The following is a 20779-nucleotide window of genomic DNA, read 5'->3' as shown; positions in this document are numbered from 1 at the left end:
GGCTACTCCTTCGCGGCTGGCTGAGCCTCCGCGGCCCCGTACTTCCGGCGGAACCGGTCAACCCGACCGGCGGTGTCGAGCAAGCGCTGCTTGCCGGTGTAATAGGGATGGCAGACCGAGCAAACTTCGACGCTGATCGCGGCCGAGGTGGAGCGGGTTTCGAACGTGTTCCCGCACGCACATTTGGTCATGATCTTGTTGTACATCGGATGCAGATTCGGCTTCACGTCCGGACTCCTGCGGCTAAACCGTTGCCCGGGAAGAACTTGGTCCCTTCCCGGTAAGCCCATAAATGTAGCGGCCGTGGGGTCGTCGAGCAAGGGTCCGGTCAGGCCCCTACCGCCGGTACCGCAGCCCGGCCGCCGCCGTCACCAAGCCCAGGCCTCCCGCGCCGATATCGGACCGCTGGAGGTTGGTATGGTACCGAGCTTCCAGGCGCGGACTGAGTCGGCTCCGGGCCGCGCCAAGCTCGACTCCTGCCCCGATGCTACCGGAGAAATAGCCGAGCCCAGCCCAATCGGTCACCGTTTGACCGCTTGGCACTTGGTACGAATAGCGGCTGCTCCATTGATAGCTTCCGGCTCCCGCCACGAGAAACGGCCTGATCCGCTCGCCGGGCCAGGAAACCCGGGCCACTAGGCCAACCGCCCAGGTCCGAGTCGCTGCGCCGTGCGTCACGCTGTACTCTGGACCCAGGAACCAGCGGCCAGACTCGAAGCCGAAGCTGCCGTGGCCCCCGAAGACCGCCTCCTGCACTGGCCCCTGAACCCGGGCTCCGACCACCGCGCCAAGGGATACCGATCCCACCGATTGCCCATTGGCCACCGGCACCAGCACCGTCCCCAAACCGACCACCAGCCTTCCAACCGCCCTCACCGAAAGATCCGTTTCCACCGAGGAATGGCTGCGCCCACGATCGCCCCCAGTCCGAGGCCCGCGGCTCCGCCCAACAGGCCACCCGCCGCCAGACCGGCTGCCTGGCTTGGGCAGTCGGCGTCACCAACGCTAGCCACGATCAGACCAAGAAAGGCCCCCGCCCCAACCCCGGCAACCGCCCCGACAATGGCGCCGATCTTCGTCGCCCTGCCCCGCACCCAGAGTCCGGTTACCCGATCGAGGGCCAGCCGCTCCACCGCGGAATCCCTGGCTACCAGGAGTTCGCCGACCCCGAAGCGCTGGTAGGTTCCGACCCACACGGCGCCGGGCACCTCCACCTTGAGCCGGTCGCCGGTCTTGAGCCGCCCGAGCGCCTGTTCGACCGGAGTGGACTGGGCTGCCGCGGCGGAAATGCCCACACCGAGCATCAGCCAGGTCATCGCAAAGAAGTGTCTCATCGTGCCAGGATATGCCTGATCGGCGTGACCGGCGCGTGACCCGCTGGATCTTCGAAATTCCATCGTCGGCTTGCGAGCCCAGCCGCCATACCCTATGCTGGATCGATGTCCATCCCGAGCTCTGACTTCCTCAAGGCGATCCCGCTCTTCCGCCATCTCGGCGAAGAGGAACTCCTGGCGCTGGCCGGCTTGCTCCGAGAGAGCGTGCTGGCCAAGGGCACCGTGATCGTGACCCAGGGCGACCCCGGCGATACCCTCTTCCTCATCGCCGACGGACAGGTCAAGGTCGCCGTGTTCGGAGAAGATGGCCGCGAAGTCATCCTGTCCGTGTTGACCGAGGGCAGGTTCTTCGGCGAAATGGCCCTCCTCGATGACGAACCCCGCTCGGCGCACGTCATCGCCATGACGGATGCCAGTTTGTGGCAACTGCGCCGGGATGATTTTCGGAGCCGGCTCCGGGCCTCGCCCGATTTGGCGATCGCCATGCTCCGGGAACTCTCCCGCCGGCTTCGCCGGGCCGATGAGACTATCGCGAGCCTCGCCCTGCTCGACGTCAACGGTCGGATCGCCCATCTCCTCCTCGGCATGGCCCGCGAAGAAGGTGGCAACCGGATTACCAGGAAAATGACCCACGCCACCATTGCTCAGATGGTCGGTGCCAGCCGGGAAACCGTGTCCAGAACGATGCGAAGCCTCGCGATTCGGGGGGTCATCGTCATGAACCGGAAGGAAATTGTCATCCAAGATCCCGATCAACTTCGAACGGCCGCCCGGCGGGGGTAGGGTGCCGCTCTCGATCCGATTTTGGGGCACTCGCGGGTCGATCCCGACGCCGGGGCCTCGAACCGTCCGGTACGGCGGAAACACCCCCTGCGTCACGATCGAGGATGGCCAAGGGCATCGCCTGATCCTCGACGCCGGTTCCGGCATTCGTCCCCTCGGCAAACACCTGAACTGGTCCGCAAAGACCGCCCAAAACCTGGTGGTGCTCCTCTCCCACACCCATTGGGATCACATTCAGGGCCTTCCCTTCTTTAGCCCGCTCTACACCGCCGGCAACGCGATCCGAATTCTCGGCCCCCGCTCCGCCGGCGCGCCGCTGGCAACGACCCTTCGGTCCCAGATGGCCCCAGCGGTCTTTCCGGTACCGCTGACAGCCATTGGCGCCGCGCTGGAAGTGGACGAAATCAAGTCCCCAGAGTTTTCGACACCGGGGTTTTCCGTCCAAAGTGTCTCGCTCTGTCACCCGGCGCCAACTCTTGGATTCGGAATCCGGCCCGCCGCCGGGGGCCCTTCGGTTAGCTATTTGACCGACAACGAGTTAGCTGGAGCCGAGGCAGCCAGAATCAGGCCGGAACTTGTCCGCTTCTTGCATCGTACCGATACGCTGATCCATGACGCGATGTATTCCGAAACCGAGGTTGCCTCTCGGCTCGGGTGGGGCCACTCGAGCGCGGCGCAGGCCACCGAGTTGGCGCTCGAAGCCGAGGTCCGAAGGCTGGTCCTGTTCCACCATGACCCCGAGCATGACGACGCCGCGCTCGAGGCACTTCTGGACGAGGCGGTGCAGTGTCGGGAGCGCCTGGGTGGCACTCTCGAGTTGGTCATCGCAGCTGAGGACATCGTCCTCAGTTGCTAACCGAAGGACCACGATGCGACGGATTGCTCTGATACTGCTGTTGGCTACCGCGGTCGGCGGAGTGGCCCACGCCCAAGACACTCGGCCCGGCGTGGCAGTGCTTCCCTTTGAAAACGGCGGAAGCTACGGCAAGGATAAAGAGGACTTCGAGGCCCTCCGGAAGGGAATCGCCGGAATGCTCCTCTCGGAGCTCTCCCAGAATCCGGCGATCCGGCTGGTTGACCGGGAGCAAATCCAGAAGTTGCTCGACGAGCATGGCCTCACCGCTTCCAACAGTGTCGACGCGCAGACCGCCGCCAGGCTCGGCAAGCTGGTCGGCGCCCGCTACATGATTGCCGGGACGTTCATCGACCTGTACGGCGATTTTCGGATCGACGCCCGGATCATCGATGTCGAAACGAGCGAGATCATCAAGGTTGTCAAAAGTGACCCGAAGCTCACCGATCGAAAACAGATGTTCCGGGTCATTCAGTCGGTTGGGGAGCGGGTGATGGACGGGGCCAAACTTTCGCCCCTACCGGCCGCGAAGGCCCAGGCCGTCCGCGCTCGGAACGTTCCGACCGAAGCGGTGGCCCTCTATAGCCGGGCCCTGCTCTACCAGGACCAGGGTGACAAGCAACGGGCCATTGAATTCTACGATCAAGCGATTAAGGCGTTCCCCGAGTACGCCGAGGCGCGCGATGGCCTGAAGCGGCTTCGGGGCGGCTGACGCTACGCTGACGGACCGGGTCCGAGCGCCCGAAGACCCAACCAGACGCCCAAATGTGCCGGGAGGATCAGGGCGATCATCTCCAGGTTGTTCTGTCCCATCTGGGGTAGGACTTTCAAAATGAGTCCGAGAGCTGAGCTGGCCGCCATGACGGCGGCCAGCCTCACCCCCTGGCCGTACCGGGCTTGCCCTCGCCAGATCGCCCGAGGCAATACCAACGCCAGCGCCATGGCCGCAAGGTTGAGTTGGAGGACATTCTCGTTCCAGTAGCTGAATCGGTGGTCGCTCAACGCCCACAGCAGGACCAAGACCACTCCACCGAGCCCGGACCCGGCCGCCCAACCGACCGAGACGACCCCGAATCCCAACCGACCACCCAGGGAACGCCGCCCTAACCGCCCGAGCCCGACCAGAATGCCCCCAAACACCGACCCGACCACCAGGTATCGAAGCGTCCAGTTCGACGGCCGGTCCTGAACCGAGAAACGGTTGCTCTCGACCAGATGACGCTCTTCCCGGACCAACGGGTGCCGGCGCCCATCCGGATCGGCAACCGTCAGCTGGTTGAGGTACGGCCGGAGCATGATGGGGAGGAACATCTCCTCCCAAGGTGACAGCGCCCGGTCCACCGGTTGGCCGAGACCAAGCATCAACAGGGTGTAGGTCGTCGGGCTGTTTTCGGTGGTTCGCCGGGTATGGTCCCGATAGGTCATCTGGGTGGTGGTCGACTCAGCCCAGGCCTTGAGTTGCCCGGCGAGCACTCGATCCAGGGCGTCGCGAATCCGGGTCGAACAGTTGTCGAGGTAGTAGTGGTACTGGTAATACTTGTTCTCGTCCTTGGCGTTCCACACGAGAAAATCTCGGAGCGCCAGCCGGGCTGCCGGGGGCAGATCGAGTTCCTGCGACCAGATCGAGCGACCAGCCCGCTGGTACCCCGCGAGGTAACTCCGCGCGTCGCCGTCACCCATCGAGTAACGCAGATCCGCGGCGGCAAATCGGCCGGCGAACCGGAACACACCGCTGATTGTCTGGCCGAACTGAAATCGGCCATAGTCGTAGGCCCAATCCACGCCAGACCGCCTGTCACGTATCCACAAGGCGTTGTGACCGAACCGCTCCCACACCAATCCACCAGGTTCAAACGTCAGGAGATAGACGGTGAGCTCGTCCCCGCTCTCCGGCACCGACGCCGACTGGGTACTCGGGCTCGGTCCGGCCGCTTGGAGTGTACCAAGGGTGAACACCGCTGCCCGGATGAACCCGATCACAGCAACACGTCTCGGCCGTCGGCGTCGGAGCGGTAGATCGCCTCGATGACCTTGAGAACCTGGACCTGCTCATCAAGGGACGGCATGGCTATCCGGCCGCCGGCCGCCGCCAGGAAGTGGGCCCATTGGGCCCGGAACGACGCGGCAAACGCATTCTCGCGGCTGAACGAGCCCGTCGGCGATACGTCGTGCGCCATGCCGTGGATTTCCTTCCACACGTGGAGCGGGTTGATCCCGGCGGAGCCCTTCGAGCCCCGCAGGCCGGCCCCGAACCGCTCCCCTTCCCCGATATGCCGCCAGGTGACATCGACAAAGATCGAGGCCCCGTTTTCGCATACCACCATGGCGCTGCCGGACTGCTCGACCGATCGTTCCCCGCTCGGCCGGCTGAGACTGGCACTCACCCGCGCCGGGACAGGGTTCCCCGCGAGCCAGAGGCCCAAGTCCACCATCGTGAGGCCCAAATCGAGCATGACGCCGCCGCCGGACTCACTCCGCTTTTCCCGCCAGCCCAGGGGGGTCCGGGCCGGTCTGGCCAGATGCCAACTGGCCCGAACGCTGGTGATTTGACCAAGTTCCCCCGCCTGCACGAAGCTCCGGACGGCCTGCACGTCGGGCCGGTATCGGTGGGTCATCCCGACCATGACCACCCGATCTCGCTTTTCGGCCATCCGGACGATCTTCTGGGCCCCGGTCGACGTCAGCGCCATCGGTTTTTCGACCAGCACATGGAGCCCGGCCGAGAGGGCGGCGACAATGTGCGACTCATGCAGGTGGTTCGGCGTCGCGATCAGAACGGCCTCCAGCCGCTCATGTTGGAGCAGATCCTCGAAATCATCGTAAACGCTCGGAATCCCGGTTCGCTCGGCCAACGCCCGAGCTTTGACCAAGTCCGAATCGCACAGCGCCACCAGCTCGACCGCTTTGGTCTTCCGCAGCACCGGCAGGTGGGCCACTTGAACGATCGCACCAGCCCCGATGATGCCAAGCCGGAGCGGGGGCTGGAGCCCTTCGAGTTCAGGCGAGCGGGGCGAGGCGGCGGACGGACGGGCATGGGGCCCGGAACGACGAACACTGGTCATTGGCGGACCCTCAATAAAGGCGGCGGAGCTCCGTACCCGGAAAATAAGCGGCGAGGATCGCCTGGTAGCCGGCCCCCGAGCGGGCCCGGCCAATGGCCCCCCACTGGCACATCCCGACCCCATGACCGTTCCCGCTGCCGTCAATGGCCAGGCGGACGATCCGGCCCCCTCCCCGACTCGCCTGAATCGAGAACTGGGCGCTTCGAAGCCAGCCGCCATCCCCGGTCCGGAACACTTGCCGGATGACTTGCTGCCCGACGATCGGCACCATGCGTCCGGCGGCAACCATGACGAGGTCGCTCACCCGTCCGGATGGCGATCGGCCCCCGATCTGGAGGTCGCCGAGGAATCCGATGGCTTCGGCGGTTGCCCCGAGGAGCCGGGCGTTCTCCCGGACCACCCGGGCCAACTGGTCGCCGGTCCATTCCTCCCGCCATCGGAACCGGGGTGACAGCGCGCAATACACCGCTCCGCTCGGGCTTCGATCGGAAACCGACTGCAAATAGGGCTGGGCCGCACCCGAGAACACCTCATCCACCGCCTCGGTGCTGCCCCCGCAGGTCGAGTGGAAGAATGCCTCGATCACGGTCCCGCCAAACATCAACACCTCGCCCCGGGTTGCCCGGACCGCCGCCCATCCGGCCCCGGTTTCCGTCATGACACCGCCATAGGCCTGATCGGAGATGGTGCTAACGACGTCATAGCCCCTGACCCGATATCGCCCCAGCGCCCGCATCGCGACGGTTCGCGAAATGACCGCCTGAGCTCGCACCGCTTGACTGTCGCCGGCAGGGCGGCGGCCCATTTCCGCGTTCACCACGCCGGCAACGTAGTCTTCGAGCGACACCAAGTTCACGGCCAGCACACCGGCCGGTGTCGACGACACCATCAAGGATCCCCGATAGTCTCGGCCGTTGACCCGGATGTAGCCGAGCGAGTCAACCGAGCGAACGGTCAGCACGGTTCCCGCCGGCGTGCTGAGGCCGCCGACCCGTGCCCGCACCGTCGTCCCGTTGCCCCTGACCTCAGCGCTCGATCCGGCGGGAATCTCCGTCAAGCCCCCGCCGTCGGGGCCGGAAAGCAGCAAACCTGCCCCGCCTCCGATGGACAACTCTGTCTGCGGCAGGCCGATGCCAACCCGCACCATCGGCTCGGCACTCGCCGCCCCGGGCAAGCCCGCGACGCCGCCGACTTCGGCCCGAGGGCAGCCGAGCATCATAGCGAGGGCCAGGACGGCCGCCGCGCGGCACCACCTAACCGCGGTAATTGCCGAACTTGAGTTCGATTTCAAAATCCTGAGTACGCAGGAAGGCCATGACCGTCTGCAGTTCGTCGCGCGAAGGGCTGGTCACCCGGACTTCCTCGCCCTGAATCTGGGTTTGCACCTTCTTGAAGCCCCCTTCCTTGATCGCCTTCGAGATCTTCTTGGCGGTCTCTTGGTCAATCCCCTGTTTCAAGGTGATGACACAGCGAACGGAGGTGCCCGTGCCGGGTTCGAAGTCGGACTTGGAGAGATTTTGCGAGGGCACTTGGCGCTTGGCGCACTTGGCCTCCAGCACGTCGATCACTTGTTTCATCCGAAACTCGTCGTCGGCAAACAATTTGACCGTGGCCGAGGCGCGATCGAACTCGATGGTACAATGAGTGCCTTTGAAATCGTACCGCTGGCCAATTTCCTTCACGGTCTGATTGACCGCATTGTCCACTTCCTGAAGATCGGCGCCGGTCGAAATGTCGAACGAAGAGTTTGAAGCCATAGTCTCTAGTTAGAACAGGTAACTCTCAAGGGCCTTCGAGCGACTGACGTGGCGGAGCCGGCTGAGCGCCTTTTCCTTGATCTGGCGCACCCGTTCACGGGTGATGCCCAAGGTGGCTCCGATTTCTTCGAGCGTCATCGGCTCCGGGCTATCGAGACCGAAATAGAGCCGTAAGATCTTCGCCTCCCGCTCCCGGAGTCCCGACAACACTTCTTCGATCGAATGGGTCAAGGCCCGCTCGAAGGTCTCGGCGTCAGGGCTGGGATTCTGGGTGTCGGCCAGATAGTCGAGGAGGCAGTTGTCCTCGCCCGGAGCCAAGGGCGCGTCGAGCGACACGTGGTTCAGCGAAATCGCCAAGGCCTTCTCCACCTCGTCGACCCCTATATCCATGCCCTCCGCCACCTCGGCCGCCGTCGGCTGGCGACCCAACTCCTGCTGGAGGGCGGCGCTCCGACGGGTGATCCGGTAGAGGGTTCCGGCTCGGTTCAGGGGAACCCTGACGATCCGACTCTGTTCGGCGAGCGCCTGAAGAATGGCCTGGCGAATCCACCACACCGCATACGAGATGAACTTGATGCCCTTGGTCTCATCGAACTTGTGGGCGGCCCGAATCAGACCAAGGTTGCCCTCGTTGATCAGATCCGACAGCGACACGCCCTGGTTCTGATATTTCTTGGCGACCGACACGACGAACCGCAGATTGCTCCGGACCAGTTTGTCGAGCGCTTCTTCCTCGCCGGTTCGAATCCGTTGAGCCAGGGTCACTTCCTCTTCTTGAGGAATCAGCGGATACCGGCTGATTTCCCGAAGATAGATGTCGAGGGACCCATCATCGGACCCTGACCCGTTTTCCCCAGCACCGACCCGAATTGGACGCATGTCCGTCGAGACCCTTCGAAAGAAATCGATCCGCAACCGAACCTACCCCGCGTCGCGGCTACTTCGCAACCACCACCTCAACCGTGAGAATGGAATGGGAGAGCAGAGGGCTACGGACAAACCCAGGTGGCGGCCAGCCTGGCGTACCCATTGCGCGGAAGGATGGTTGCGGCCGCAAGGATGCCACCCCAGATCAGGACCAGGATCGAAACCGTGTGCGCGAGCCCCATCCGGTGCCGCCAACTGGTGATCATACCCCAAACACCGCTCAACCCGACCATCCCGATCGCCCCGAGATAGAGGAAGAGCGCCGTGCCGCACGCGTGGAAATATGGCCATTGGGTCATCCCGGCGGCGAGCGCCGCCCCGAGACCGACCTTGAACCAAGTCGCGAGCACCGCGCGGCGCCCGACCGGACCGATGGCTTTGCCTCGGGCCGGAGCGGCGGCGGCCGGACCACCGACATTCGACCGTTCCGCAGGCTGTGCCGGTGGAGTCTTGGCAAGGATCTTGTCGATATCTGCCATCTCTTTGTCCCAGTCCCGCGGTTGGCCTCCGGTCACTTTGATTCCCGGTTCAGTTGGTACCGTTCGATCTTCTTGTAGAGATTCGACCTCGGCATGGCCAGGGCGCGGGCGGTTTCCGACACGTTCCAGTCGTGCTCGCGGAGCTTCTGGGGCAGGAAGACCCGCTCCGCATCCAGCTTGAACGACCCGAAGCTGCCGTTGGGTTCGGCGCCATCCGGCGCCTCAACCGGGGCGGCAGCAGGCCCCGGCAGGAGCCGTTCGACGTCCCCATGGGTCACCGATTTCCCCGGCGACAGGATCAAGAATCGAGGCCGTCGAGGCCGGCCATCTTGACATCGAGCACCACGACATGGGGCCGGAACTCCTCGAACAAAGTGAGCCCCTCACCCCCGGACCCCGCCGTCCGAATATCCATCCCTTCGTACTCGAGCACTTGCCGGAGCGCGTCACGGACCGAGGGCTCGTCGTCCACCACCAAGATCCGCGATTTCATGGCACTCGCTCGGCCGGGCCGCCGAACAACACCGCACCCTCCGGAGTGACCCGAATCCCGGTGATCCACCGATCCACCGGGAACGAGAGCGTTCCGCTGGTCCCCGGAATGAGCAGGCTCAGCATTCGCTCCCAGAGTCCCCGCGGAAGCGGCAAGCCTCGAACGGTCACCTGGTCCACCCGCCATTCCGCGACACCGAGCCGGCGAAGCACCAAGGGGCCCTGAACCGCCACCGTTTCCCGGCCGGTTACCCATTCGGCCAACGGGCCCAAGGCACCCTTTGGCAGCCGGGCGGCGTCGACTTGGGCCCGGATGGCGACCCCACCGTCGAGCAGCTCAACGACGACGCTGTCGGCCACGCCCACCGCCCGCCGGTCGACCTCAGCCACCACCATCGTGGCCACCTCCCGGGGTGTTAGGACGACCGAATCTGCCAGACCCCGAGCCAACGAATCGAGCCGGGCCTCGGCCCGGCGGCGAAGCTCGGCCGGCGTCACCGTGTCGTCGGGCGGCGGCGTGGGCGCGGCGGTGGCGCGGTGGACCCAGCGCCGGACTTCGGCCCGATTGACCCATCCCACATACCCGATCCCGACCAGCAACGCGGTGCCCATCAGGCGAGCGGGCCACGCCAGGCAACTCAAAATCATGTGAGGACCACTTCGTGCCGAATCGCGTAGGTTGGCCCGGCGGGCGTCAGCTCGCTCTCGAACAACACCACCCGGTCGGCCAAGAAGGCCTCGCCGGCCGGAATCCCCTCGACCTCGGCCTGCCAACCCTCCGGCAATCGATGCCCCTCGCGAACCCGACCAAGCGTGAGATGGGGGCGGAACGGGCGCCCCTCGGGCGGGTAGCCGAGTTGTTCTCCGCCCCGCTCCACCCGGTCCTGCAGCAGTTCGAGGCTCGGCTCCGGATCGATGCCGAGATAAATGACCCGGGGTTGACGCACGGAGGGGAAAACGCCCCCGGCCGAGAGAGTCATGGTCAACGGATGCAGGCCCTCGGTGGCAAAGTTGAGCATCTCGAGAATCGCATCGACTCGGTCGGTGGTCGTCTCGCCGAAGAACTTGATCGTTAAGTGAAGCCCCTTGTCCCGGACCCAACGGACCGGCCATTCGCGGGCCCGAAGCCGGCGGAGGATCGCGGCGACCTCGGCCTGGGTCGGTGCCGGAAGCGGAATCCCGATGAAGAGTCTCACGACGCCACCGGCAGGAGCTTCCCGCGCCGATACCCGGTGGGATCGCGTTCGACGCTCTCAAACCCGAGGGCAGCGAACCCCGACTCGATGGCCGCCCAATGAGTGTCCACTAGCAGAAACATGTCGGGCTTTACCTCGATGCGGGCGACGTCGTCGTAATGGCGAACCCGTAGATCGCCCCGAACGCCCAGCGTACGCAGGAATTCCTCACCGAGTTCTACCTGGCGGAGCCGCTCCGGGGTCACGGCCAAGCCGTAGCGAATCCGGCTCGACAGACAGGGTGCCGCCGGCGCATCCCAAATCGGCAGCCCGAGGACTCGGGCCTCCTCGCGAATCATCGCCTTGGTCCAGCCAAGTTCGGCAAGCGGCGAACCGATCCGGCGTTCGGCCGCCGCCCGACCTCCGGGGCGATGCTCGCCAAGGTCGTCGGCATGGGTGCCGTCGATGATCGTGTCGAAGCCCGACGCCTCCGCAACCTCCGCGAGTCGAGCCCACAGTTCCGATTTGCAGAAGTAGCACCGCTCCGGCGAGTTGGCGCGATACTCTGGATTCGCGAGTTCAGCGGTGTCGATTTCGAGAACCGGCACTCCGAACAAGTCTGCGATCGACCGGGCCTGGCGCCACTGGACTTCGGGAAACGAAGCACTCCGGCCCAGGACCGCCAGGAACCGGTCGGGACCGAGCGACCGTGCGCCAACCACCGCCAGCAACGCGGAATCGACGCCGCCCGAATAGCCAAGCAACACCCGGCCACGGCCTCGAAACCACTCCTCCAAACCCCTCCGGCTTTCCATGGTGGAAACGTAACGGCACGAACCGGCTACGGAAGCGAGGTTATACTTTGGCCCGCTATGGTGCCATTGCTCATCCCGGACCACGAGCTGGAATTTCGGGCCACCCGCTCGGGCGGACCCGGCGGCCAGCACGTCAACACCTCGTCAACCCGGGTCGAAGTCCAGTGGAACCTCCGGACCTCGTCGGTGGTCACCCCCGATCAGCGCGCCCGTTTGCTGACGAAGCTGGCCTCGAAGATCGACGCCGAGGGGTGGATCCGCGTCGTGGCCTCGGACTCCCGCAGCCAGCTTCGCAACAAAGAGGCCGCCCGCGAGCGGCTCCAGGACCTCGTGGGCCGGGGGCTTGTGGTCCCGAAACGGCGGAAGGAAACCCGAATCCCCAAAGCCGAAAAAGCCCGGAGACTGGAGCAGAAGCGGCACCGGTCGGGCATCAAGCGGGATCGTCGGCGGCCGCCGAATGACTGAGCCCCGGGCCGGCTGGCGCTACTTTCAGACCCGCGAAGTCACCCTGGCGCGAGTCTGGGCGGCCCAAGGGGGAATTGCCGTGCACGAGAACTTGTTCAAGTTCCGGGAGCGGCGGACCTGCCACCTGCTGGCGGTTGATGAAGCGGCGCTCGTTGCAGCGGCCGTATCGCTGGGATGCTCCGCCCGGTCTATCCATCGCAGCAAGACCCTCCATTTTGACTTGGTCGAGATCTACTTGGAGCGCGCGCTGATCCACTGCAACGTGTTGCCGGATCGCAACCCCCTGCCCTAGTCAGCTGCCCGCGAGGCCAACTGGTCTCGTCGCCCCGCCAGCCGGCGAGCGAGGTCGGCGGTCAGGGCGTTGAGGCGCGCCCGGTCTCCGAAGATACCAAGGACCGTCCGCATGATCGGGTTCCTGAGTTCTCGCTCCTCGCGAACGGTGAGTTCGCTCCCGCGATCCAGCACCCGAATGTCATAGACCCACCGTCGGCCCGGCTCGGACGATTGGACGACGAGGCGCCGCGGCGACACCGATTCGACCCGCTGGTAGGTCGTGGAGCGTCCCGCCGATCGAACCTCGATCCATCGCACCTGCCCCTCGACATCCGGGAGCCGCTCCAAGGCCTGGATTCCGCGACGCCAGGTGGGCATCCCGTCCAAGTCCGTCAACACGGCCCATACCGTTTCAGCCGAGACAGTGAAGTCGGTCCGCTCCTCCTCGACATGCCGGGCCGGCAGTAAGAGGCCGACCAGCCACAGCAGGGCCGCCAGTCCGGGCGGGCCAAACCAGCAGAGCAGCCGAATCCGGGCGCGACGAAGGCGTTGCCGACGGTTCATGAGCGACCTCGTGGATGGCGGTCTGAACGACTCGCGGACGACGACGACAGCCCGAGCCGCTGGGCGGCCCGGGCTAAGACCACAACCGCCTCGATCCCGGCGGTGCGCTCGGTGAGACTCAAGGAGGCAAGCAGGGCCCGGACCCTCACCGGGTCGAGCAACGACCGGCTCCGGGCCAACCGGCCCCCCGCCTCGGTCAAGCGGAGGGCTACGCGACGCCCGTCACCCGGATCGCGTTCCCGCTTGACGAGACCCAAGCCCTCCATCCGGTCAACGGACAGGGACATCGTCGGGAGCGCCACACCCATCGCCACGGCGAGGTCCGTCAGGGTCCGGCCCACCGCCTGATCGAGTTGGGCGAGCAGCGTGAGTTGGTGGGCGGTGACCGCAACCCCGCCCGGACCGCCACGAACGTCCCGTTGGAGCAGGGCGTGGTGGAGGACCGGGTAGGCGGTGAGCAGTTGGGCGACCGGATCTTTGGACACGACCAGAATCTATTACAATTACTTTTATTAGTCAAATAAAACTATTCTACCTCGAGACAAACCGGCCCGACCGAAACCCCGAGGCCCTTGCCGTCGTCGGGACCAGAGGCCTAGTGTTGATCCGCAAGGAGGGTCCTCGGTGACCCATTTCGAATTGCTACCGCCCCCGCCCCCGAGATTCGACATCGGGGCGTTGATGAGCCTCGCGATCCACGCGATGATCGTCGGGGCCATCGCGACCGGGTCCGTGCTGGCCGAGGACCGACCGGGCCCCCTCGACCAACTCGCCGTGTTCTTGGTCCCGCTCGACCGCGACCTGGGTCGCCGGACACTGGGCGCGGCCATTGACTGGTCGGCGATCGCCGGCACCGGCAGGGCCACCGAAGAGCCGATGCCCAAGGTCGACCAGCCGGAGCAAACGCTCCCGATCGGTACGGCGGGCGATACCGTGACGGTGCCGTCCGAGCCGTCGGCCCCAGAGGTGGTCGAGGAAACCGCCCTCAGCGAAATCGAGGTCGATTCCGCCGTCGTTCGTGATCCGAACAGTATGGCGCCGGCCTATCCGGCCGCCCTACTGGCCAAAGGGATCGAGGGAGGTACCTTCGTGCATTATGTCGTGGATACCGCCGGCCGAGTCGAGGTGTCGACCATCCAGATCATCCGGACCGCCCATCCGGAGTTTGCCACCGCGGTCACCGAGGCCCTGGCATTGATGCGATTCCAGCCGGCCGTTCAGGGATCGCAGCGGGTCCGCCAGTGGGTCCAGCAGAATTTTGCTTTCAAGATCGTCCGCTCCGCGCCGGCTGATACCACGTGACGTCGGTTGACCTGAACGCCGATCTCGGCGAAGGATTCGGACGGTACCGCCTCGATTCCGACCTCGAACTCCTCGGCTTGGTCAGTTCGGCCAACGTGGCCTGTGGTTTCCACGCCGGTGATCCGACCGTGATGCGGGAAACGGTGTCGCGAGCCGCCGCCCGGCGGGTCGCCATCGGCGCCCATCCCTCGTACCCCGATCTAGTCGGGTTCGGTCGTCGTGAACTCGGAGCAACGGTTGAGCAGATCGAAGCCGACGTGGTGTACCAGATCGGCGCGCTGGCGGCTTTCTGCGTCGGCAACGGCGCCAGGCTGCGGTACGTCAAGCCCCACGGCGCCCTGTACAACCGGGCAGCCACGGAGGCTCCGGTTGCCCGCGCGATTGTCCGCGCGATCCGGAGTGTCGATCCCGAACTGATGCTGCTCGGGCTCGACGGTTCGGCCATGATCGCCGAAGCGGAGTCAGAAGGCGTCAGGGCCGCCCGGGAAGCGTTCGTCGACCGCGCCTACCTCGCCGACGGTCGCTTGGTGCCTCGGGGCCAGCCGGGCGCGGTGTTGGATGATGTTGCCGCCGTGGTCGAACGGGCGGTCCGGATGGTTACCGAGCGCTTCGTGATCGCGATCGACGGGACCCGCCGGATCGTCCGGCCGGACTCCCTCTGCGTTCATGGCGACGGGCCCCATGCGGTGGCCATCGTCCGAGCCCTCCGGGAGCGGCTCGAAGCCATCGGCATCGATATCGCCCCCTTCGCTCGGTGACTTCCCCACCCCGCATCGCCCCCCTCGGCGACGCCGCGCTCACGATTTCATTCGGCACCCGGATCGACCCGGCCGTTACCGACGCGGTCGCCCGCTCGGCGGCGGCATTTGCGGCCGAGCCGGTCCGCGGGGTGATCGAGTGGGTCCCCGGTTACACCACATTGACGGTGCATTTTGACCCGACGGCGACGTCAATCCTCCAACTCTCGGACGACCTGCGCCTTGCCATGATCGGTCGACCCGAGCCCGGCATCGGGTCCTCCGGCCGCCTGGTGGAGGTCGTCGTCCGGTATGACGGACCGGACCTCGCCGACGTGGCGGCCGCGACCGGACTGTCGGTGCGGGAGGTCGTCGCCCGGCATTCGGCCGTCGAGTACCGGGTCCTGTTGCTGGGCTTTGTCCCCGGGTTTGCCTACCTCGGACCGATCGATCCCGCCCTGGTCCTGCCGCGACGCGCGTCGCCGCGAACTCGGGTGCCGGCGGGGTCAGTGGCCATCGCTGGGGCCCAGACCGGGATCTATCCGGCCGAAACGCCCGGGGGTTGGCACCTGATCGGGCGCACCGCGGCGGCGCTGTTCGATCCCCGCCGGGCCTCGCCGGCGCTGCTCGCCGTCGGCGACCGGGTGCGGTTTGCCGAGGAGCGTTAGATGCTGACCATCATCCGGGCCACGGGCCTCGTCACGGTCCAAGATCTCGGGTGGGTCGGCCACCGGAGCATCGGCTTGCCGCCGGGCGGCGCCATGGATCCGGACGGGCTTCGGATCGGCAATGCGCTGGTCGGCAATCCGGACGGCGCGGCCGGGCTGGAGCTGGCCCAGGGAGAGCTCGTGTTAGGCTTTGACGCCGCGGCGGCCGTGGCGGTGGTGGGAGGGGCCGTGGTGCGGCTGAACGGCGCCGAGGTCCCGAGCTCGACACAGCTCGCTATCCCGAAGGGCGGTCGCCTCGAGATCGCCTCCGAAGCGGGCCGGCGGTTTGTCCTCATGGCGATCCAGGGCGGAGTCAACGTGCCGCTACTGCTCGGCAGCCGGTCTACCTACCTCCCGACGGCGCTCGGGGGGCTCGAGGGCCGCCGGCTCACCGCGGGCGACCAACTCCGGTGGGGACCCCGTCCGCCCATGTCACCCGGGCCCGGCACCTCGGTACCGTCACCGCCGCCAGACCCCGGACCGATCCGAGTGGCCCCTGGCCCCCAAGCGCACGTCTTCGCGACCGACGCGTACCTCCGACTCGCCGAATCGCCCTACCGGGTGGCGGTCAATTCAGACCGGATGGGAACTCGACTCGAAGGCGCGCCCCTGGCGGTCAAGGTGACCGCGACCCTTCCCTCCGAGGCAACCTGCCTGGGCGCCATTCAGGTACCGGACGACGGGCAGCCCATCGTCATCCTCCGCGACGGGCCGACGGTCGGCGGCTACCCCAAGATCGGCGCGGTGATCAGCGCCGACCTGACCCGGTTTGCGCAACTGGCGCCTGGGAGCACGGTGCGGTTTGCCTGGGTCTCGACTGACCAGGCCGGGCCGCTGTGGCGGATGTCGGTGGCCCGGCTTAGGGCGTCGCTGGCAGCGGTCCGAGCGTCGGCTCAATCGGATTGACATCGAGGCTGGCCCATGACGGGTCGCGGCCGTCGGTGTACCGCAGGTCGAAGAATCGGAGCCGTCCTCCCTCGACCTCCCGCACGACCGGATAGCGCGACCACCGTAGCAAGGCTCGCCCCGGCGCGCTCTGCTTGAGCGCGGCGACCGCCTCGGCAAATCGAGGGTTCCTCGTCATGGTCGAGTCCACTCGAGTGGTCCGGGTCAACAGGTCGACAGTCCCAATCCGATAGTGCCCGCCGTCGTCGGCGATGAGTTGTTTCCGAAATGGCGTGACCGGCAGGGCGGTGACCATCAGCCGATCCCGGTCGACATTACCTAACGATCGAACCGCGATCGCCCGGGCGGCCGTGGTGCCCGCCATCATTCCCCCGATATAGACCAACCCGATGGCCAACGCGATGCGGAGCGGGCGAGCAGGGTCATGATGTCCAGCCCGGCGACTCCGGCCCGCCAAGTAGAGCCCGAGCCCCAAGACGAGATAAAGCCAGGGGTCCACGATGAACAGACTGTCACCGTAAAACCATCGATCCCGGAAGGGCATCAACCAGCGCATCCCGTAGTTGTTGAGGTAGTCGAGAACGGGGTGGGTCAGCACCCCGACCGCCGAGATCGCGGCGACCGGTCCGAACCGGACAGGGGGCTCCCCTGGCACCGGACGCCATCGGTCGAACAGCAGGGCCGCCGCGGCGATCAGAAACGGCCAGACCAGCAGCGCCGGAACCCCGTGCGACACGCCCCGCCGCCACGCCAGGTTCTCTCCCACCAGCGTGGCCACAACATCGACATCGGGCGCGTTAGCGGCGAACATCAGCACCGCCGTGGCCCGCGGCGTCCAGCGGTCACACCCGCCTTTCGCGAGGGCGGCGCCAACCAGCGTGTGGCAAAACGGATCCATCCTGCTGCCTTTCCGGTCCCAAAGGCTCATATTGTCCACCAGTCACCAACCCTAATGAGGACCGACCGATGCGACCATTGGCATGGCTGACCGCAATATTGGTGTTGGTGGGCCGGCCCGTAGCGGCTCAAGAAAAACTCCTCACGGATTGGGGGACGTTCGTGTTCGAGCGGGACCTCGGTTCGACCAGCGGCCTCGTCGCCGGACCCGCTGACAGCGTGTACCGGGTCCTCAAGGCATTCTTCGCCGACGTCAAGCTCGCAATGAAGGAGGACGATCCGGCCAACCACCAGCTTGGGGTCAAACGCCTCCGGGTGAGCCGCCGGATCGGAACCAAACCGGTCTCGGCGTTCCTCTCCTGCGGCGAAGGCATCACCGGGGCCAACGCCGACCTCTGGCATGTCTTCCTCAACCTCGGCGCCCAGGTATCCCCCGCGCCCAAGGGCTCCCGACTCCAGATCCTGCTCAGTGCGGACGCGGTTGACGTCCCGGGAGGCCGAAGCGAACGGGTGCCCTGCGCAACCACCGGCCGCTTGGAACTCAACATCCTGACCCACCTCCGCCAGGTATTCCCGGGTACCTGAGGTCCGGTTTCCGGTCCCCTGCCGGTCGCCGCACAACATCTGGCGCGGCACTGGCTGCGTACCAGCCGTGTCGGACCCGCGTGTCGTTCCAACACGGGGTGCCTCGGCCGGCGGCTACCGGGCCCTATTCAGTGCACTTAGCCCTTGAACAAGCTGGTACGGGGATTGCCCAAAGGACGCCGGAGGCATGACCCGAATGAAGCATTGGCACTGGATGGCCGGGGCCGGATTGATCGCCGGATGTTTTGGGCTCGACCCGACCGAGGTTCCGCTGGGCGAGGAATTTGAGATCGCGCCAAACCAAAGCACCCGGATCGTCGGCACCGACCTGACGGTCGGATTTCGACGGGTGGTCGGCGACAGCCGGTGCCCGATCGACGCGGTGTGCGTGGTCAAGGGAAAGGCTGGAATTGAGCTGGGCGTCTTTGGAGGGTCCACCCAGGGTCCGGTGCTGATCGATGCTGGACTGCCGGCGAGCGTGACCGAGGGCCGCTACATCATCGAGGCGATAGACTTGCGACCCTATCCGGCTCTGGTTCGCGGGATCATCCGCCCGGAAGACTACCGGCTCCGGCTGGTGGTGAACTTGGTCAGCCCCCAATAGACCGATCCAGGCCGCGGTACTGCACCGCCTCGGCGACGTGGGGCCCCCGAACCCGGTCCTCCCCTCCAAGATCCGCAATCGTCCGAGCCACCTTGAGAACCCGGACATACGCCCGGGCCGACAACCCGAGCCGCGCCAGGGCCAGCGCCAGGAGTTTCCGGCCCTCGGCGTCAGGGGCGCACCACCGGTCCACCCCGCGGCCTGACAGATCGGCGTTGACCGAGGCAACCGAATGGCCGTCGAACCGAACCCGCTGCCGTTCCCGGGCGCTCCGCACTCGGGCAGCGATCGCGGTACTTGACTCAGCCAAGTCACCGTCCACGAGTTCAGACCAGGCCACGCCGGGAACCTGGCACTGCAAGTCGATCCGATCGTAGAGCGGTCCGGATATCCGGTTCCGGTAGCGACGACGGACCTCGATCGTACATTGGCATTCCCGGGTCGGGTCGCCGAAGTAACCGCAGGGGCAGGGGTTCATTGCGGCCACGAGCATCATCCGGGCCGGGTAGGTCACGGTCATTTGCGCCCGCGCGATCGTGACGATCCCATCTTCAAGTGGTTGGCGGAGGGTGTCGAGCACGTTGCGGCGGAACTCGGGCAGCTCGTCGAGGAAGAGCACGCCGCGGTGGGCCAAGCTCACTTCGCCGGGGCGGGAATGGGGGCCGCCGCCCGCCATGCCGGCATCACTCACCGTGTGGTGGGGAGCCCGGAACGGCCGGCTGCTCCGGAGGCCGACCGCGGATCCACCGAGCCCCGCCACGCTATGGACTTTAGTTACCTCGACGGCCTCGGCGGCGGTCATCGGGGGCAGGATGGTGGGCAGCCGGCGGGCCAACATCGTCTTGCCACTGCCCGGAGGACCGACCATGAGCATGTTGTGGCCACCGGCCGCCGCGATCTCGAGGGCGCGCTTCGCAAGCACCTGCCCGCGGACTTCTGAAAAATCCACGCCGTCCGATGGCGCGGCCACAGCCGCGATGCCGGCGGGTCCGGAGAGCAATTGGACCCGGCCCCGGAAATGATCCGCAATGGCCCGCAGGGACGGAGCGGCCAACACCTCGATGCCTTCGACCAACGCTGCCTCGGCCCGATTGGCCGAAGGTACCAGGACCCATCGAGCGCCGAGGGCCTGGGCGCAGCTCACCAGGGAGAGGGCGCCCCGGACCGGTCGAAGGCTCCCCTCGAGGCCGAGCTCCCCGAACGCGAATCCGTCCGCCAGCCTTGGGATGGCCAGCTGACCGCTGGCCACCAAAACCCCGAGGGCAATCGGGAGATCGAAGGCCGAGCCGGCCTTGGGAACATCGGCGGGGGCCAAATTGGCGGTGATTCGTTTGAGCGGGAACTCGAACCCGGAATTCGCCAGAGCGGCCGACACCCGCTCCCTGCCCTCCTTGACCGCGCCGTGCGGAAGGCCAACGGTCGAGAACGACGGGAGCCCGTTGGCGAGATCGATTTCGACATCGACCGGATAGGCATCGATGCCGATGACGGCGGCAGAACGGACTTTGGCGAGCACCACGACTCCGGTGGATGGATGCCCGCGGATGATAGGCCGCCAGCGGCGGAGGCGTTAACCCAATTGCTGCCCGACCAGGCCATCACAACGCGATTCGACCGAATCAGACCTGCTCAACAACGACAGCCGTTCCGTAGCACAGGACTTCGCTGACACCCTGCAGGACCTCGGTCGCGTCGTATCGAATGGCGATCACGGCATTCCCACCGGACTGCTCGGCATGCTGGAGCATCAACTCGAACGCTTCCGAGCGGGCCCGTTCACAAAGCTGCACAAACCGGTCGATTCGGCCGCCCCCTAGCGTTTCAAGGGACGCCGTGATGAACCCGAAGAACGAGCGAGACCGCACGGTGATTCCAAGTACGACGCCGAGGGTTGCGGTGACCCGGTACCCGTCGAGGGTAAACGCCGTGGTCGTCAGGTGGTGCTGGATCTTGTTCGGATTGGCGAGATGGCGGGACACGAGAGAACCTCATTCGAAGGTAGCGAAGGATAATAGCCGTTTCACCGGCTCGTTGTTTCGCGGTGCGCCGTTTGGTAGATTCG

At 66.0% G+C, this 20779-nt stretch carries 30 protein-coding genes; 11 read left to right on the top strand and 19 right to left on the bottom strand.

Annotated features, from left to right (window positions below):
• Positions 1–2: 2 nt before the first annotated feature.
• From EXR94_03145 to EXR94_03135, 3 genes are all read right to left on the bottom strand, one after another.
• Positions 3–227, bottom strand: coding sequence for a 50S ribosomal protein L31 (locus tag EXR94_03145; GenBank protein ID MSR01726.1), 225 nt, complete (start codon positions 225–227; stop codon positions 3–5).
• Between the two features lie 109 nt (positions 228–336).
• Positions 337–876, bottom strand: a complete 540-nt coding sequence (locus EXR94_03140; protein MSR01725.1) for a hypothetical protein — start codon at positions 874–876, stop codon at positions 337–339.
• The gene (locus tag EXR94_03135) at positions 873–1334 is read right to left on the bottom strand and encodes a hypothetical protein (GenBank protein MSR01724.1); all 462 of its coding nucleotides are present in this window, start codon (positions 1332–1334) and stop codon (positions 873–875) included. The genes EXR94_03140 and EXR94_03135 overlap by 4 nt, the downstream gene beginning before the upstream one ends.
• Before the next feature lie 105 nt (positions 1335–1439).
• Between EXR94_03135 and EXR94_03130 the strand changes: the two genes are divergently transcribed.
• From EXR94_03130 to EXR94_03120, 3 genes are read left to right on the top strand one after another with little or no spacing between them, the layout of a single operon-like run.
• Entirely contained in the window at positions 1440–2117 is a 678-nt protein-coding gene (locus EXR94_03130) for a Crp/Fnr family transcriptional regulator (GenBank protein ID MSR01723.1), read from the top strand.
• Positions 2068–2973: an MBL fold metallo-hydrolase gene (locus tag EXR94_03125; GenBank protein ID MSR01722.1), complete on the top strand. Its 906-nt coding sequence runs from the start codon at positions 2068–2070 to the stop codon at positions 2971–2973. The genes EXR94_03130 and EXR94_03125 overlap by 50 nt, the downstream gene beginning before the upstream one ends.
• The gene (locus EXR94_03120) at positions 2849–3682 is read left to right on the top strand and encodes a tetratricopeptide repeat protein (protein ID MSR01721.1); all 834 of its coding nucleotides are present in this window, start codon (positions 2849–2851) and stop codon (positions 3680–3682) included. The genes EXR94_03125 and EXR94_03120 overlap by 125 nt, the downstream gene beginning before the upstream one ends.
• Before the next feature lie 2 nt (positions 3683–3684).
• Here the strand turns inward: EXR94_03120 and EXR94_03115 are convergent, their stop codons facing one another.
• The 11 genes from EXR94_03115 to larE form a co-directional block, all read right to left on the bottom strand.
• Positions 3685–4950: a DUF4105 domain-containing protein gene (locus EXR94_03115; protein ID MSR01720.1), complete on the bottom strand. Its 1266-nt coding sequence runs from the start codon at positions 4948–4950 to the stop codon at positions 3685–3687.
• The gene (locus EXR94_03110) at positions 4947–6176 is read right to left on the bottom strand and encodes a Gfo/Idh/MocA family oxidoreductase (GenBank protein MSR01719.1); all 1230 of its coding nucleotides are present in this window, start codon (positions 6174–6176) and stop codon (positions 4947–4949) included. The genes EXR94_03115 and EXR94_03110 overlap by 4 nt, the downstream gene beginning before the upstream one ends.
• Entirely contained in the window at positions 6043–7251 is a 1209-nt protein-coding gene (locus EXR94_03105) for a SpoIID/LytB domain-containing protein (GenBank protein ID MSR01718.1), read from the bottom strand. Before EXR94_03105 ends, EXR94_03110 begins: the two co-directional genes overlap by 134 nt.
• A gap of 34 nt (positions 7252–7285) precedes the next feature.
• Positions 7286–7789: a YajQ family cyclic di-GMP-binding protein gene (locus EXR94_03100; GenBank protein ID MSR01717.1), complete on the bottom strand. Its 504-nt coding sequence runs from the start codon at positions 7787–7789 to the stop codon at positions 7286–7288.
• 9 nt (positions 7790–7798) lie between these two features.
• Complete coding sequence (locus tag EXR94_03095; protein ID MSR01716.1) at positions 7799–8668, bottom strand: RNA polymerase sigma factor RpoD/SigA; 870 nt, start codon at positions 8666–8668, stop codon at positions 7799–7801.
• A 110-nt stretch (positions 8669–8778) separates the two neighbouring features.
• Positions 8779–9195 (bottom strand): hypothetical protein, encoded by a 417-nt coding sequence (locus EXR94_03090; protein MSR01715.1) that lies wholly within the window; start codon positions 9193–9195, stop codon positions 8779–8781.
• A 32-nt stretch (positions 9196–9227) separates the two neighbouring features.
• Positions 9228–9497, bottom strand: a complete 270-nt coding sequence (locus tag EXR94_03085) for a hypothetical protein (protein ID MSR01714.1) — start codon at positions 9495–9497, stop codon at positions 9228–9230.
• Positions 9494–9688, bottom strand: a complete 195-nt coding sequence (locus EXR94_03080) for a response regulator (GenBank protein MSR01713.1) — start codon at positions 9686–9688, stop codon at positions 9494–9496. The genes EXR94_03085 and EXR94_03080 overlap by 4 nt, the downstream gene beginning before the upstream one ends.
• Complete coding sequence (locus tag EXR94_03075) at positions 9685–10335, bottom strand: hypothetical protein (protein MSR01712.1); 651 nt, start codon at positions 10333–10335, stop codon at positions 9685–9687. Before EXR94_03075 ends, EXR94_03080 begins: the two co-directional genes overlap by 4 nt.
• Positions 10332–10883 (bottom strand): RNA 2',3'-cyclic phosphodiesterase, encoded by a 552-nt coding sequence (gene thpR, locus EXR94_03070; protein ID MSR01711.1) that lies wholly within the window; start codon positions 10881–10883, stop codon positions 10332–10334. The genes EXR94_03075 and thpR overlap by 4 nt, the downstream gene beginning before the upstream one ends.
• Entirely contained in the window at positions 10880–11677 is a 798-nt protein-coding gene (gene larE, locus EXR94_03065) for an ATP-dependent sacrificial sulfur transferase LarE (protein ID MSR01710.1), read from the bottom strand. Before larE ends, thpR begins: the two co-directional genes overlap by 4 nt.
• A 57-nt stretch (positions 11678–11734) precedes the next feature.
• Here larE and EXR94_03060 point away from each other — a divergent pair, with 57 nt between their 5' ends.
• Both EXR94_03060 and EXR94_03055 read left to right on the top strand, forming a co-directional pair.
• Positions 11735–12142 (top strand): aminoacyl-tRNA hydrolase, encoded by a 408-nt coding sequence (locus EXR94_03060; protein MSR01709.1) that lies wholly within the window; start codon positions 11735–11737, stop codon positions 12140–12142.
• Complete coding sequence (locus EXR94_03055; protein MSR01708.1) at positions 12135–12434, top strand: DUF4031 domain-containing protein; 300 nt, start codon at positions 12135–12137, stop codon at positions 12432–12434. The genes EXR94_03060 and EXR94_03055 overlap by 8 nt, the downstream gene beginning before the upstream one ends.
• Here the strand turns inward: EXR94_03055 and EXR94_03050 are convergent.
• On the bottom strand, positions 12431–12979 hold the full coding sequence (locus EXR94_03050; protein ID MSR01707.1) for an SRPBCC family protein: 549 nt from the start codon (positions 12977–12979) through the stop codon (positions 12431–12433). The genes EXR94_03055 and EXR94_03050 overlap by 4 nt on opposite strands.
• Complete coding sequence (locus EXR94_03045) at positions 12976–13473, bottom strand: MarR family transcriptional regulator (protein MSR01706.1); 498 nt, start codon at positions 13471–13473, stop codon at positions 12976–12978. Before EXR94_03045 ends, EXR94_03050 begins: the two co-directional genes overlap by 4 nt.
• Before the next feature lie 130 nt (positions 13474–13603).
• Between EXR94_03045 and EXR94_03040 the strand changes: the two genes are divergently transcribed.
• Genes EXR94_03040 through EXR94_03025 form a run of 4 tightly spaced genes read left to right on the top strand, consistent with a single transcriptional unit; the run spans position 13604 to position 16631 of the window.
• Positions 13604–14281 (top strand): TonB family protein, encoded by a 678-nt coding sequence (locus tag EXR94_03040; GenBank protein ID MSR01705.1) that lies wholly within the window; start codon positions 13604–13606, stop codon positions 14279–14281.
• Positions 14278–15039, top strand: coding sequence for a LamB/YcsF family protein (locus EXR94_03035; protein ID MSR01704.1), 762 nt, complete (start codon positions 14278–14280; stop codon positions 15037–15039). The genes EXR94_03040 and EXR94_03035 overlap by 4 nt, the downstream gene beginning before the upstream one ends.
• 14 nt (positions 15040–15053) lie before the next feature.
• Entirely contained in the window at positions 15054–15686 is a 633-nt protein-coding gene (gene pxpB, locus EXR94_03030) for a 5-oxoprolinase subunit PxpB (protein ID MSR01703.1), read from the top strand.
• Positions 15687–16631: a biotin-dependent carboxyltransferase family protein gene (locus EXR94_03025; protein ID MSR01702.1), complete on the top strand. Its 945-nt coding sequence runs from the start codon at positions 15687–15689 to the stop codon at positions 16629–16631.
• Here EXR94_03025 and EXR94_03020 read toward each other — a convergent pair.
• Complete coding sequence (locus tag EXR94_03020) at positions 16585–17559, bottom strand: metal-dependent hydrolase (protein MSR01701.1); 975 nt, start codon at positions 17557–17559, stop codon at positions 16585–16587. The two genes, EXR94_03025 and EXR94_03020, sit on opposite strands and share 47 nt — an antisense overlap.
• 38 nt (positions 17560–17597) lie before the next feature.
• Between EXR94_03020 and EXR94_03015 the strand changes: the two genes are divergently transcribed.
• Both EXR94_03015 and EXR94_03010 read left to right on the top strand, forming a co-directional pair.
• On the top strand, positions 17598–18113 hold the full coding sequence (locus EXR94_03015; protein ID MSR01700.1) for a hypothetical protein: 516 nt from the start codon (positions 17598–17600) through the stop codon (positions 18111–18113).
• A gap of 187 nt (positions 18114–18300) precedes the next feature.
• Positions 18301–18717 (top strand): hypothetical protein, encoded by a 417-nt coding sequence (locus EXR94_03010; GenBank protein ID MSR01699.1) that lies wholly within the window; start codon positions 18301–18303, stop codon positions 18715–18717.
• Here EXR94_03010 and EXR94_03005 read toward each other — a convergent pair.
• Together EXR94_03005 and EXR94_03000 are read right to left on the bottom strand one after the other, a co-directional pair.
• Entirely contained in the window at positions 18704–20233 is a 1530-nt protein-coding gene (locus EXR94_03005; protein MSR01698.1) for an ATP-binding protein, read from the bottom strand. The two genes, EXR94_03010 and EXR94_03005, sit on opposite strands and share 14 nt — an antisense overlap.
• A gap of 103 nt (positions 20234–20336) precedes the next feature.
• The gene (locus tag EXR94_03000; protein MSR01697.1) at positions 20337–20666 is read right to left on the bottom strand and encodes a heavy metal-binding domain-containing protein; all 330 of its coding nucleotides are present in this window, start codon (positions 20664–20666) and stop codon (positions 20337–20339) included.
• Between the last annotated feature and the right edge of the window lie 113 nt (positions 20667–20779).

The organism is Gemmatimonadota bacterium (assembly GCA_009692115.1).
Classification (GTDB): Bacteria; Gemmatimonadota; Gemmatimonadetes; order Gemmatimonadales; family GWC2-71-9; genus SHZU01.
The sequence above is the reverse complement of the archived record's forward strand: the minus strand, read 5'-3'. Positions and strand labels throughout refer to the sequence as shown.